The 13,113-nt window shown below is 39.8% G+C and carries 9 protein-coding genes; 8 read left to right on the forward strand and 1 reads right to left on the reverse strand.

Annotated features, from left to right (window positions below; all coding sequences use genetic code 11):
* Positions 1-73: 73 nt before the first annotated feature.
* The 5 genes from recC (at position 74) to IV514_RS13050 (ending at position 9,816) form a co-directional block, all read left to right on the forward strand.
* Complete coding sequence (recC, locus tag IV514_RS13030; protein WP_206485699.1) at positions 74-3,475, forward strand: exodeoxyribonuclease V subunit gamma; 3,402 nt, start codon at positions 74-76, stop codon at positions 3,473-3,475.
* On the forward strand, positions 3,472-7,032 hold the full coding sequence (gene recB, locus IV514_RS13035; RefSeq protein WP_206485700.1) for an exodeoxyribonuclease V subunit beta: 3,561 nt from the start codon (positions 3,472-3,474) through the stop codon (positions 7,030-7,032). Before recC ends, recB begins: the two co-directional genes overlap by 4 nt.
* Positions 7,029-8,939, forward strand: coding sequence for an exodeoxyribonuclease V subunit alpha (gene recD / locus IV514_RS13040; protein WP_346776927.1), 1,911 nt, complete (start codon positions 7,029-7,031; stop codon positions 8,937-8,939). Before recB ends, recD begins: the two co-directional genes overlap by 4 nt.
* Before the next feature lie 12 nt (positions 8,940-8,951).
* Positions 8,952-9,491 carry a DUF3087 family protein gene (locus IV514_RS13045; RefSeq protein ID WP_206485701.1) on the forward strand — a complete coding sequence of 180 codons (540 nt, stop codon included), beginning with the start codon at positions 8,952-8,954 and terminating at the stop codon, positions 9,489-9,491.
* A gap of 64 nt (positions 9,492-9,555) precedes the next feature.
* Positions 9,556-9,816, forward strand: a complete 261-nt coding sequence (locus IV514_RS13050; protein WP_206485702.1) for a DUF5062 family protein — start codon at positions 9,556-9,558, stop codon at positions 9,814-9,816.
* Between the two features lie 15 nt (positions 9,817-9,831).
* Here IV514_RS13050 and IV514_RS13055 read toward each other — a convergent pair whose 3' ends face one another.
* Positions 9,832-10,641 carry a crotonase/enoyl-CoA hydratase family protein gene (locus tag IV514_RS13055; protein WP_206485703.1) on the reverse strand — a complete coding sequence of 270 codons (810 nt, stop codon included), beginning with the start codon at positions 10,639-10,641 and terminating at the stop codon, positions 9,832-9,834.
* Between the two features lie 163 nt (positions 10,642-10,804).
* On the opposite strand from IV514_RS13055, the gene IV514_RS13060 reads away from it, so the two are divergent.
* The 3 genes from IV514_RS13060 to IV514_RS13070 are packed head-to-tail and all read left to right on the forward strand — an operon-like array spanning position 10,805 to position 13,108.
* Positions 10,805-11,848 carry an isoaspartyl peptidase/L-asparaginase gene (locus IV514_RS13060; RefSeq protein WP_206485704.1) on the forward strand — a complete coding sequence of 348 codons (1,044 nt, stop codon included), beginning with the start codon at positions 10,805-10,807 and terminating at the stop codon, positions 11,846-11,848.
* A complete protein-coding gene (locus IV514_RS13065; RefSeq protein WP_206485705.1) occupies positions 11,841-12,326 on the forward strand; it encodes a CreA family protein in 486 nt (161 codons plus the stop codon). The genes IV514_RS13060 and IV514_RS13065 overlap by 8 nt, the downstream gene beginning before the upstream one ends.
* A gap of 5 nt (positions 12,327-12,331) precedes the next feature.
* Positions 12,332-13,108, forward strand: coding sequence for a hypothetical protein (locus IV514_RS13070; protein ID WP_206485706.1), 777 nt, complete (start codon positions 12,332-12,334; stop codon positions 13,106-13,108).
* Positions 13,109-13,113 lie beyond the last annotated feature (5 nt).

A 13,113-nucleotide genomic window follows, 5' to 3' on the forward strand; every position in this document is an offset into this window, starting at 1 on the left:
GATGTGATTAAATTTATTTATTCACACTCTAAGTTGCGACTAATACGTGATCTACTTATATCCCGCTAATAAAATGGAAAATTTGTTAGCTCTTGTTGACAAAATCCAGCAAGTTTCGCCATTACCTATTTTCGCTAAAGAAACATTTATTGTTCAAAATGCAGGCATTCAACATTGGTTGAACATGTCGTTGGCTGAGCAGCGGGGAATTTCACTCAATATTGATTACGCGTTACCAGCTCAGTACCTGTGGAAGTTATTGAGAAATATAGTAAATGATGGTGGAGAGCTAGAACAGGCACCATTTTCTCGAGAAGCCTTATGTTGGCGTATCTATCAGTTACTTGCTGACGAAGAAATATTAAACCATCAGGCTTTTTCCTCTGTTACCCACTATTGGTATAGCGCATCGCAAAGAACACCTATCAGCCAGACATTTACTGAACAAGACAATTTAAAACGTTATCAGTTAGCTTGCCAGTTAGCTGATTTATACGAGCAATATTTAATTTTTCGCCCAGATTGGATCGATGCTTGGCATCAAGGGGAATTGATCAATGAAAAAGACTGCTTAACTGGCTTTGATAGTACCCAACAATGGCAAGCGCTGTTATGGCAATTACTCACAAAAGAACAAGCTTATAATCCACGGGAGTTGATTGAACAAGCCATCGCAAGCCTTGCACATAACCAACAGTATTTACCGAAACGTCTCTCCTTTTTTGGTATCAATGCCATGCCTCCAATGTGGCTTTCTTTTATCCATGCATTAAGTGAGCATATTGACGTTCATTTTTTTCATTTAAATCCCTGTTTTAGTTATTGGGGTGATATCGTCACTGAAAAGCAGGCAGTGAAAATGCTGGATAAATGGACTCAAGGTTATCAGGATATCAGTGCAAGTGTAGGGAACCCACTCTTGGCTAATTTAGGTCAGCAAGGGCGAGAGTTTTTAGCACTCTTACAACAGTATTCACATGTTAATATTGATGCCTTTTCAACCATTGAATCTGATGATGTAACAGATAATAAGAAAACTGTATTAGCGCATATTCAAGATGATATTTTAGCTTTAACAGATGCTAGGATAGCGCCTAAAGCAGTCAAAGATGATTCGATAGTGATCACCAGCGCTCATAGTACGCTTAGAGAAGTGCAGGGAGTCCATGATTGGCTGTTACATCAGTTTAATCAAAATCCCAGTTTAACCCCCAAAGACGTAGTGATCATGTGCCCACAAGTTGAACAATATGCTCCCTATGTCAATGCCGTATTTGCACAAGGGTGGCAAGAGATAGGCAGTGATGTTCCACCACTTCCTTGTTCAATTGCTGACAGGGTCAGTAAAGATGCCGATCCGTTAGTTGCTGCATTTTCCGAATTACTGACATTGCCCGATAGCCGCTTTCAAGTGAGTCAAATTTTATCTTGGCTTCGTATTCCGGCAATGCAGCAAAAGTTTGATTTAACCATAGAAGATCTTGATAAAATTACTGTTTGGGTGGAACAAGCAAGTATTCACTGGGGAATAGATCAAACACATAAACAACAGTTACTGGATAATACACCTCAAACCATACAGTTTACCTGGCAGTATGGCTTAGCTCGATTATTAGAAGGTTTTGCCTATTCTTCAACAGAAGCAATCTATAACGACAAGTTGGTTTTACCTCTTGTAGAAGGCAGTGATGCGGTGTTATTAGGTAAGCTAATGTTAGTGATTGAGCAATTACAGTATTTTAGTGCCTCGTTAAATACAGCGCGCGATCCTGTGCAGTGGCAACGTTTTTTACATAGTTTGCTTGAGGAGTTATTCGCTAGTCAAACCGATGATTTTAATGTTATTTATCAAGCGATTGAGCACTTAGTTGAATATTGTCATCATGCAGAATTTAATCATAGTATTCCGCTTTCAGTAGTTAAAGAATTCCTCGAACAGCATTTTAGTCAACCGGATCCTGGTCGACAGTTTATGGTCGGGCAAGTGACTTTTTGCTCGATGTTACCTATGCGTAGCATCCCGTTTAAAGTGGTAGCTATTTTAGGCTTAAATGATGGTGAATATCCAAGACAAAGGCAGCCTCTAGGCTTTGATTTGATGAGCTTAGCAAGCAGTCGTTTAGGTGACCGTTCAAGACGAGGCGATGATAGGTATTTATTTTTAGAAGCGCTTATCTCTGCCAGAAATAATTTGTATCTAAGTTACCAAGGGCGAAATGTTCGCAATAATGCCATTAAACAGCCGTCTATCGTATTAAAAGAGCTAATGGATTATTTGTCAGTTGGATATGGCTGGCAATTGACAGACGATGATGCGGCTGACATCAGGCAATTGGCTCTGCAGCCCTATAGTGAGAAAAATTATCAAGGTGAGTTTGCCAGTTTTGATAGCAATTGGTTAGCGCTTAATCAACAGATGCAAGCAGCTAATAACAATCATCAGTCATCCGATTTATCATGGATGATTGAAGAGCATCATCAAGCTAATGAGTTTACTTTATCAGTAAAAGCGTTATTAGCGTTTTTTCAACATCCATCACGCTATTTTGCTCAGCAAGTGTTGTCATTGTACTTAGACGAGCAACAACAGAGCCTGATTGATGATGAACCTTTTAGTTGTGATCATTTAACCAGTTATTTATATAAGCAACACTTGGTTAATGAGCTATTAAAGCCGCATCATGTCGAGCAAAGTACTGTTAATATAAAGCCTAGTGTTGATGAGCAACATATTGTGGCTTTACAAGCAAGTAAAGCACGGTTATCGGGTAAGTTACCTGATTTACCTCATACTGATGATCTGCTTGATAAGCTCAATGATGATAGCCTGATGCTATTTCATTATATCTCACAGAGTATTGACGCTGAGATAGAAAGTGCTGATCTTTCGGTTGTGCTCAACGTTCCTAGTGCTCAATCTAATGAGCCAATAGCTGAAATAACGGTTACCACCCGAATCTATTTTACCGGCAGCCAACTCGTTTATTATCGACCCAGTTCGCCAAAGGCGAAGGATTTTATGCAGCAATATCTTGATTTATTGTTGCTGCAATCTTGGCAGCAAAGAATGGTCGGCAACGAAAATCTTTCCGCTAAAGAGCAGCGTTTATTAGAAGTTGATACCAGTCATGGTTATTATTTCGATACTAAAAACCAATGCACTAAACATTTTTGTTATCAGTCAGTCGGTGATGCTAAGCAGCTATTGGTGCAATTGTTGTTGATATATTGCCAAGGGCAAAAACAGCCACTGTTATTAAACGGTGCTTTGGCCGAAAAGTACTATAAAGCAAAGCGCTTTGAACAACTAAATTTTGAGCAATTTTGGTACGATGATTATTATGGTGTTGCTTTTGGTGATGATCCTTATATTCGTTATTTTTGGCAACAATGTCCTGAGCTTGAAACTATTTTGCCGCCGTTACAACAGGTATATCAAACCCTTTTTACCGACGTATTGCAGGTCAATCAATGACAGAATTCAAGCCAAGTAAAGCATTTGAGCATTTAGTTGCTCAAGATATTCCTTTATCGGGCATTCATTTAATTGAAGCCAGTGCCGGGACAGGTAAAACATACAACATTACCCGTATTTATCTGCGGTTATTATTAGAAAAGCAATTAACTGTTCAACAAATTTTGGTGATGACCTTTACTAAAGATGCGACCGAAGAGTTACGTGGTCGTATCGATAGTTTTATTCGTTTAGCGTTGAGTCAATGGCATGAGTTGATTGAAACCGATGATTATTTTAAAGCCATCAGTAAAAAAGTTGAGCCACAACAAGCGAAATTAATCTTAAGCCAAGCACTGCTGTATTTAGATGAAGCAGCCATTTATACCATTCATGGCTTTTGTAAACGCGTGTTAACTCAATACGCATTTGAAAGCGGGATTGCGTTTAATTCACAAATGGAAGGCGAACAGCAAACATTAGTGTTACAGGCAGTGCAAGATTGGTATCGACAATTAGCTAGTGATGCCATGGCATTTAAACAAGTGGTGCAGTTTTGGCCTGTACCAGAAAAGTTAATTAGCGACTTTGCCAAAGCACTCAATCAAGACAGCCAATTACAACTGGACGATAGTACAGAAATTATTAGGCATTTTACTACACTTGCCATGCAAGCCTTCGACTCGTTGACTAACAATAAGAGCTTTCTATTTGCTGAGTTAGTCGAGGGTAAACCTGCAAAAGAGCAAGAGAAACGCGAAGTTGAATATCAACAACTGATAGATTGGTTACAAGCGGTTGCTGACGATCATCAACAAGCCGCGAACCCTATGCCTGACAGCTTTATCGATGGTAGGCGTTTTAGTCGTTCAAAGGCAAAAGAACAGCTAGTTGAGGTATTTTCTGCTGCTAATCAAGTAAAATCATTGGCAAAAACGTTGCTCACTGATATTGCCAAACGTGAAGCCTTGGCAATTGTTAAACAAGGTATTGAGCATATTCGCGCGCAAGTGCTCAAACTTAAACAGCAAGCCAATATTTTAACCTTTGATGATCTAGTCGAAAGGCTTGCGTATAAACTTGCTGATCAAACGGATACACGACTTGCCGATAGCTTATTTCAACAATATCCTTATGCGTTAATAGATGAGTTTCAAGACACCGACAGCTCACAACTAGCCATTGCCAAAGCCATGTATTTCAATCGAGAAATAGGCGCATTATTTATGATCGGCGATCCTAAACAAGCGATTTATGGTTTCCGTGGTGGCGATATCTTTGCATATTTATCGGCAAGAAATGCTTGTGATCAGCAGTGGTTGATGGACACCAACTGGCGTTCAACCGTGCCGATGATAAATGGCTATAACCGTTTATTCTACGGTAATGCTTTAACCGATAAACCGGCAGATGTCTTTCGTTTTTCGATCCCTTATCACCCAGTAAAAGCCTCCCCAGTAGCGGTTGAGCGAGCTAAAGAGCAGGTGGCAGCCAGTCCTGCGTTGCATTTTATCCATTTTTCTCCACAAGAGGTAAAAAAGCATGTGCCACAAAGTTTTCGCAGTCAAATGGCGACTTGGTGTGTCAACGAAATAGTCAGTTTACTCAGCGCGGATAAGCCACAAGTTGCTGCAAAAGACATCGCGTTATTAGTTCGTGATGGCACCGAAGCGGCTGAAATTAAACAAGCTTTATTTCAAGCAGGCCTTGCATCGGTTTATTTAAGTGATCGGGCAAATTTATTACACAGTGAACAAACTCAGCAGTTAATTCAATTACTTAATGGCATTTTATATTTAGAAAATGAGCGGCTATTTTGTGCCAGCTTAGCTAGCCCGTTATTACCTTATCATGCGCAAGCGCTATATCAATTACAACAAGATGATCTAGCGTGGCAAGAAATGAAAGTGGTTTATGCAGAGCTACGACGCCAGTGGTTCGACAAAGGCTTTATTGCCATGGCCTTAACCTTATTGCATCAACATTTAGTGATTACCGGCGAGGGCTGTGAACGCACCTTAACCAATTTATTGCATTTGTTCGAAGTGTTACAAACGGCGAGTCAACGCCATCGACAGCCACAAGAATTGCTCCATTGGTTTGATCAGCAACGCCAAGCTGAGCATCCAGACATTGAAAGCGAACTTCGTTTAGAAAGTGAAGCGGATCTAATTAAAATTGTCACTCAACATGGTTCAAAAGGCTTGGAATATCCGGTGGTATTCGTGCCTTTTGCCAGTCGACATAAAGATCCATTAAAGTTCGGTCAGCGTAATGTGTCATTAATTGAATATCATGATGAACAAGGCGTGCAAACAGTCAGTTTAACAGGCTCTGCGAGTGCGAAACAACGGATGAGTGAAGAAGCCTATGCTGAAACGGTGCGTTTACTTTATGTTGCTGTAACACGAGCAGAGCAACGCTGTTATGTATTAACCACGGCCTTTGAAAAATATCATTTATCACCAATAGGGTTAACTTGTCAGTGGCAACAAGATAGCGACATTATACAGCACTTTACCGAAATGGCGGCACAACAGCCTGATGATATTGCGCTAACTGTGATCGACAGTGATGTGCAAGCTGAGCAGATTGGCAGTGATCAACAAATCGAGTTTGAACTTCACGCGGCACAGTTTAGTGGGCAGATTGAAAGAGACTGGTGGCTTTCTTCATTTACCGCGTTGAGTCGAAATATTCGTGATAATGGTGTCTCAGCACCTGATAGAGATAATCTAGCCATTGAGCAAGAAGGTATTGTGCCTGCTCGAGTTTTAGCAACGAGTTCACAATTACGCTTTGTTTTAACCAAAGGGGCAAATACCGGTAATTTTCTCCATTATATTTTTGAACATATCAATTTTACACAGCCGGAGTTTGAGCAAGTATTACAATGGGCGACAATAAAGTATGGTGAATTACCGACAGGATATAGTCAGTCTGATTTAATCCATTGGCTTGAACAAGTATTAATAACGCCTTTAAAAGTTAAGGACGAGCAATTTTGCTTAGCGGATTTATCAGCCAGTAAGGTGCTCAAAGAAGCTGAGTTTTATTTCCCGATGAAAAATGCCAATGTTGAGCAGCTGTCACGGCTGTTAATTGCACATCGGGACAATGCTGAAGGCGGGTCAGTATCTAAACGATTACACATTTCATATCATCGTCAGCTCAAAGGCATGATGCATGGCTTTATTGATCTTATTTTTGAGCATCAGGGAAAATTTTACCTTGCAGATTATAAGTCGAATCATTTAGGTGAGCAGCTTCAAGATTATTCACCACAACGACTGCAATCAAACGTTATTGAGCACCATTATGATTTGCAATATTTAATCTATAGCTTAGCTTTGCATCGTTATTTAACACAAACGCTTGATAATTATCAGCCAGAGCAGCATTTTGGTGGCGTACTTTATCTGTACCTGCGTGGTATGAATCCTGAGCAGGAAATTGAGCAAACAGGTGTTTATTATCGTGAAATTACCGTAGATGAACTTATGCAATTAGATGGTATTTTTGCAGATTCACAAGCTAATAATCTCAAAAATAATGACATAAGCGAGGCAGAATTGTGAGCAAGGAAACAACTCAGCAGATTCTAAAATTGCCTTATGCCCGTTTTGCACAGGCGCAGCAGCAATTACATGATCTAGCGGCAATAGACTACTTTTTTGCCAAACAGTTTAGTGAAATTTTACTGGAGCAACATACTGCTGCTTTCACTAGCGCAGAGTTTGACCAGTGTTATCATAGTTTAATCGCATTAAGTACCAGCTTAAGAGCTGGTCATAGTTGTTTACCTTTACATGCTATTGCCGATCAGACCATAGGACTTTTCAGTGATGAAAATGGCGTGATCACCCATCAAGGTTTTCGTTTTGCAAAAATCGATGTGTTAACCAAGTTATTTAATTGTTTAGCGCTTTCAGTTGATGATGAGCAAGCAATTGTTTTTACTAAGCAATGTTTGTATCTTCGCCGTTATTTTTGTTTTGAACACGTATTGCAAAGCTATATTAATGAACAATCTGGCGCAGCAGTTTTATTCGATGCTAACCATTACCCCCAGTTAACGGATTGTCTTAATTCACTTTTCCCGCAAACTCACGATGATGATCAAAATGATATTGATTGGCAGAAAATAGCCGTCGCCAATGCTTTAAATAAGCGTTTTTCTATCATTGCGGGCGGACCTGGCACAGGGAAAACCTATACTGTGACTAAACTATTAGCTGCATTGGTCAAATTACACCCTGAGCAAGATTTATCGATGGCGCTTGTTGCGCCAACAGGTAAGGCGGCACAACGATTATCTGAGTCTATTAACAATGCCGTTGCTGGCTTTAGAGGAATGATTGCCAATGAAGTATTAAATAAAATTCCTCATGAGACACAAACGCTTCACCGTCTATTAGGTGTGATGCCAAATTCTCCCAATTTTCGTTTTAATGGTGATAACAAGCTCGATCTTGATGTGTTATTAGTCGATGAAGTCTCCATGGTAGATTTACCTTTAATGGCCAGATTGTTAAGTGCGTTGCCAACAAATTGTCGGGTGATATTATTAGGGGATGCACAGCAACTACCATCAGTAGCAGCAGGCAGTATATTAGCTGATTTAACGCCAAATTCTCAGAGCCAATACAGTGCTGATAATTACCACTACCTAAAAGCAATTACTGGCGAGAAACACCTACCAACAGTTGCGAACGGTGCCAATGATCATGTCACCTATTTAACCCATAGTCGCCGCTTTGATGGTAAAGGCGGGATAGGGCTGCTGGCTAATGCTGTCATTAATGGCGAGTTTGAAGCTAGCTGGCAGTTATTACAACAATCTGCACAAGATCGTATACCGCAATTATCTTGGTGTTCTGGGGTAATGTCTTGGTTAACGCCATTAGTTAAGCAATATTATGCCCCCATTCAACACGCAACATCAGTTAGTCATGCTTTTGCGTTAATGGGGCAATTTAGAATACTGACACCAACACGAAATGGTGAAACGGGAGTTGAGCAATTAAATAGGGCGATAGAGCAGCTATTAGTTGAAAATTTTCCGGCCAAAGCGACCCAATTCAATAACGAACACTTATATCATGGGAAGCCAATAATGATCAGCGAAAATGACTATTCATTAGGGCTTTATAATGGCGATATTGGTTTACTATGGCAAAATAAGGCAGGGCATTTGATGGCGATGTTTGAGCAGCAACAAGGGGATGTCAAAGCCATACTCCCGAGTCGTTTACCTAAATTTGAAACGGTATATGCGATGACCATTCACAAAACCCAAGGAAGCGAGTTTGACCATGTTGCTATGGTTTTACCAAAAGATCCTGATAACCAATTGTTATCCCGTGAATTATTGTATACTGGCATAACCCGAGCAAAAAAACAGTTAACTTTAGATAGTAACAAAGCCGTCTGGTTTCAGGGGGTAGAACGTAAAGTGTTACGTTATTCAGGTTTTAATCAATAGTGAGAAAAATTAATGGAAATTAAATCAATCGATAAAGCAATTTACCGTCAACGTTTAACCCGAGTGATTATTGGCTTTATCCTTGTTTTAGCAGTACTTTCGTTAGTATTTGGTAGTGTGATGATAAGTATATTTTCTGAACAAGGGATCAAGCTGACGGCTATTGCATCACAAGAGTCCAATAATTTTAAATATAACTTATTAGGTGTCATTTTATCATTGCTAGCATGTGCAGCCATACTAAATAGCCTGAAAAACCATGCGTATTTTAATGAAATTTACTATGTTTGGCAGGTTAAACAAATCCATAATGCTATTTACCGCAAACTAAAACATATTAAATCTGCTGCATTTAATGATCATAATAGCATAGCCATTATCGTGTTAAGTTATTATTATGCCACGCTAAAACAGATCTATTTTTTAGATGACAACACCTTAACCATGAGCCATGTTTCTCAAGAGGCAAACAAACTGCAAACATTAATTGATGAGTTGTCGCTTGATATCGACAATGAAACGTTTGATAAATCAATGATAAATAAAATTTAGCTGATATAGAGCATTACCGCCCTAAGTATCAATAGCAAAGTAACATTATAGAAAGGTAGTCAGCATGAAAAAAATAAAAAACGAAACAGCGCTCTTAAAAAAAGCCATTGAAATCGGTGAAAAGTATGCCAAAAACCGCGGCTACAAAGGATTTTCGGCAACAGATGCTTCGAAAGAAAAAATTGAGGCTTTGTATCGTTTATTGGTCAATGACAAACTTATTCACCCATTACCGGCTGATAAAGAAGATTTACTCAGTATGAAACATAAATTAGCATTATGGATTGCTAAGCAGTTGCCTGAAGATCATCCGTTATTAAAATGATAGCTATCAGAGTTTTTACCACGGTGATCTCGCTTTAAAAGGTTTTGCTGGCTGATCGGCATTTCGCTGATTGGCCCCTTTAATGAGATAGTTTTTACCCAGTAAAATTTTAATCTGATACCAGCTCTCTTTTGCCAAAGTCAATCCGTTACTTTTCTGCCATGTGCGGTTATACAATTTTTTACAGCCAGCAATCGAATCTGGCGAACAATGACTAAGCTGATTTGCTAGTTGTGTTGCAGCTTGTAGCGGATCTTCAGCCACTTGTGTCAGTAGGTTAAGCGCCAATGCTTGATGACCCGAAAGTTCTTTGCCGCTCATTGCCAGTAGTTTAGCCTGATCAATCGGCATTAACTCTTTTAATGCAATATTGCCACCCATATCGGGGATCAAGCCCCACCTTGCTTCCATAATTGATAGCGAGGCGTCAGGTGTCGCAATTCGAAAATCACCGCCTAATGCGATTTGTAAGCCAGCTCCCCAGCACTTACCATGTAGTGCAAAAATGACAGGAACAGGCAAATCTCGCCATAAAGTAGAAACTTGCTGTGCTTTATTTGAACGCCATGGCAGCACTTTAAACAATAGTTTCATGGCATTTTTACTTGAACCAAACAGCGATTTGATATCAATACCGGAACAAAAGTCTTCACCTTGACCTGAAATAATGACGGCACGCAACTGACGGTCTTTGCGTAATGATTTTGCTAAGTGAATTAATTCCTTAAACAATGTCATATTAATCGCATTATGCTTTTCGGGCCTTGCCAATTCAACATTAGCTATTTGCTGGTTGAGTGTGACGGTTATATATTGATAATCCATGGTTATTATTCTCTGGTATGACCTGATGATAGCTTAACAAGGAAATTGCATAAGTCCAGTGCCATTTTATTTGATAGCTTGTCCTAATTATCATGGGCTTAGCTTGCATTGCATTAGGATTTCTTGCACATTGTTATCTCTTGCTGAAAAAGAGATAACAATAATGAAAAACTTCCCTTTAAAACTTGCTTGTTTGCTTAGCGCATTTAGCCTAGCCAATATCACATTCCCCGTATTGGCAGAACAGCAACCGTTTGCTATTGCTATTCACGGTGGTGCGGGTGCGATCAGTCAAAGTAAAATGACGCCTGAAAAAAGAAAGCGTTATGAATCTAAACTCAGTGAAGCAGTTAATGCAGGTTACCAATTATTAGCACAAGGCAAATCCAGCCAACAAGCGGTGATTGCTGCCATTCAAGTATTAGAACAATCGCCACTATTTAATGCTGGCAAAGGTGCTGTTTATACCTTTGATGGTACGCATGAGCTCGACGCTTCAATTATGAATGGTAAAACCCTTAATGCTGGTGCAGTCTCAGGGGTTAAAACAGTAAAAAGTCCGATTGCATTAGCAGAGCAGGTAATGGAAAAATCAGTACATGTGATGTTAAGTGGAGAAGGCGCGGAGCAGTTTGCCAAGCGTCAGGGAATGGCGATGGTTGATAATAGCTACTTTGATACCGATGCTCGATACCGCTCTTTATTACGAGCAAAGAAAAAATTAATCGAAAAGGAGCAAGAGCTAAAAGATTTCCAAGCAGCTCATCAATTGCTTGATACAGAATACAAAGTAGGCACCGTTGGTGCAGTCGCATTAGATAAACAAGGTAATCTTAGTGCTGGTACCTCAACCGGAGGGATGACAGCTAAGCGTTTTGGTCGTATCGGCGATGCACCAATTATTGGTGCTGGCACTTATGCCAATAATGCCAGTTGTGCTGTCTCAGCAACTGGACATGGTGAGTATTTTATCCGATATCATGTTGCTGCAGATATCTGTGCGCGTGTGCAATATCAAAAATTATCACTTAACGAGGCTGCGGATCAAGTAATTAACCAAGTGTTAGTGAAAGCAGGGGGTTCTGGTGGCGTTATTGCCATTGACCCCAAAGGTAATATTGCTATGCCATTTAATAGTAAAGGCATGTATCGTGCCAGTAAATCTTCTAATGGACAAACAAGCATAGGGATCTTTCATCATGAATAAGTTACTTTGTTTATTATTGTGTGCTTTGGCTTTAACCGGATGTTCGGATGATGTCGGCAAAGTCAGCCTTGGATTATTTACCACAAAAGATGTGGTAATTGTCGCCAAAAAAGATCCTAAAATTGCTGGTGTCACTTGTCATATTAGTCATATTGAAGCCGACTTAGATTTTTCGGACCCTTCTGATATGTCAATTGCTTGTCGACAAACAGGCGCAATAGCTTTACAAGATCTTGCTACCATTGATAAGTCTAAAAATGGCGAAGTGGTATTTAAGGAATCTAAAAGTATCCTGTTTAAAAGCTTAAAAGTCAGACGTATTTACGATCAAGAACACCAAACGCTGATTTATTTGTCTTATTCAACCAAGGAATCCTCTGGCAGCCATCATCATTCTATTTCTACCGTGCCACTCTATGGCTCTAAAGCTTGGCAGCAGCAACAATTACCCGATGGCTTACCCAAAACAAAAGACTAACCAGCATGTTTTCTCTATTTAATCAAAAACCGTTTGTTGATGAAGATACCAGGCAATGGTTGTTAGATACCTTTGCCTGGGCGGATAAATACTTTACAACGAATATCTATCATACTGATGCACAGGTAATTTTACCGACCAATCAATGTTATCCAGGGCGTGTTAATAGCGTAGAGCAATTGGTCGAGACCATTTTCCAACAAACGATACTGTATGCAGGGATGGAAAAGTGGCCGATCACGTTAAACTCTATGACTCATTATGACAATCACACCGCGCCTTTGTTAGCTTTTGCTGGTCCATTACGAGGTGAGAATGTCGATTGTCAAATGATTGAGAGCAGTCAACCGTTGCAAGTGGTTTATAATCCTGCGCAAATCAATCAACCACAAGACTTGATAGCGTTTTATGTCCAGCAATTAGCATATATGCTAATTCAGCAACAGCAAGTGTTACCGCCAGGCGGTAAAGAGCTTATTCCACAAGCGATAGAAGTTGTCGCTTGCGCTATGGGGTTTGGGGTGATTTTTGCTAATACGGCTTATCAGTTTAAAGGTGGTTGTGGTTCATGCTATAACCCTAGAGCTAATAGACAAGCAGCGCTACCAGAACAAGAGGTTTTATATACCTTAGCTATATGGAGCCACGTTAAGCAAGTTCATCCTAAGAAAATATTGCCACATTTAAAGTCTCATTTGCGTTCACCTTATAAAAAAATGACAAAAGAAGTGAGACAACTTTTAGCTGGATCAAAGTCTGAGCAATTTTTATCTCTACAATAGAAAAA

Source organism: Thalassotalea sp. G2M2-11 (assembly GCF_017168195.1).
GTDB lineage: Bacteria > Pseudomonadota > Gammaproteobacteria > Enterobacterales > Alteromonadaceae > Thalassotalea_E.

Coding starts and splice junctions, on each gene's coding strand:
- IV514_RS13065 (WP_206485705.1), top strand. CDS start 11,841: ATGAATAAGTTACTTTGTTTATTATTGTGTGCTTTGGCTTTAACCGGA.
- IV514_RS13055 (WP_206485703.1), bottom strand. CDS start 10,641: ATGGATTATCAATATATAACCGTCACACTCAACCAGCAAATAGCTAAT.
- recC (WP_206485699.1), top strand. CDS start 74: ATGGAAAATTTGTTAGCTCTTGTTGACAAAATCCAGCAAGTTTCGCCA.
- IV514_RS13070 (WP_206485706.1), top strand. CDS start 12,332: ATGTTTTCTCTATTTAATCAAAAACCGTTTGTTGATGAAGATACCAGG.
- IV514_RS13045 (WP_206485701.1), top strand. CDS start 8,952: ATGGAAATTAAATCAATCGATAAAGCAATTTACCGTCAACGTTTAACC.
- recB (WP_206485700.1), top strand. CDS start 3,472: ATGACAGAATTCAAGCCAAGTAAAGCATTTGAGCATTTAGTTGCTCAA.
- IV514_RS13060 (WP_206485704.1), top strand. CDS start 10,805: ATGAAAAACTTCCCTTTAAAACTTGCTTGTTTGCTTAGCGCATTTAGC.
- IV514_RS13050 (WP_206485702.1), top strand. CDS start 9,556: ATGAAAAAAATAAAAAACGAAACAGCGCTCTTAAAAAAAGCCATTGAA.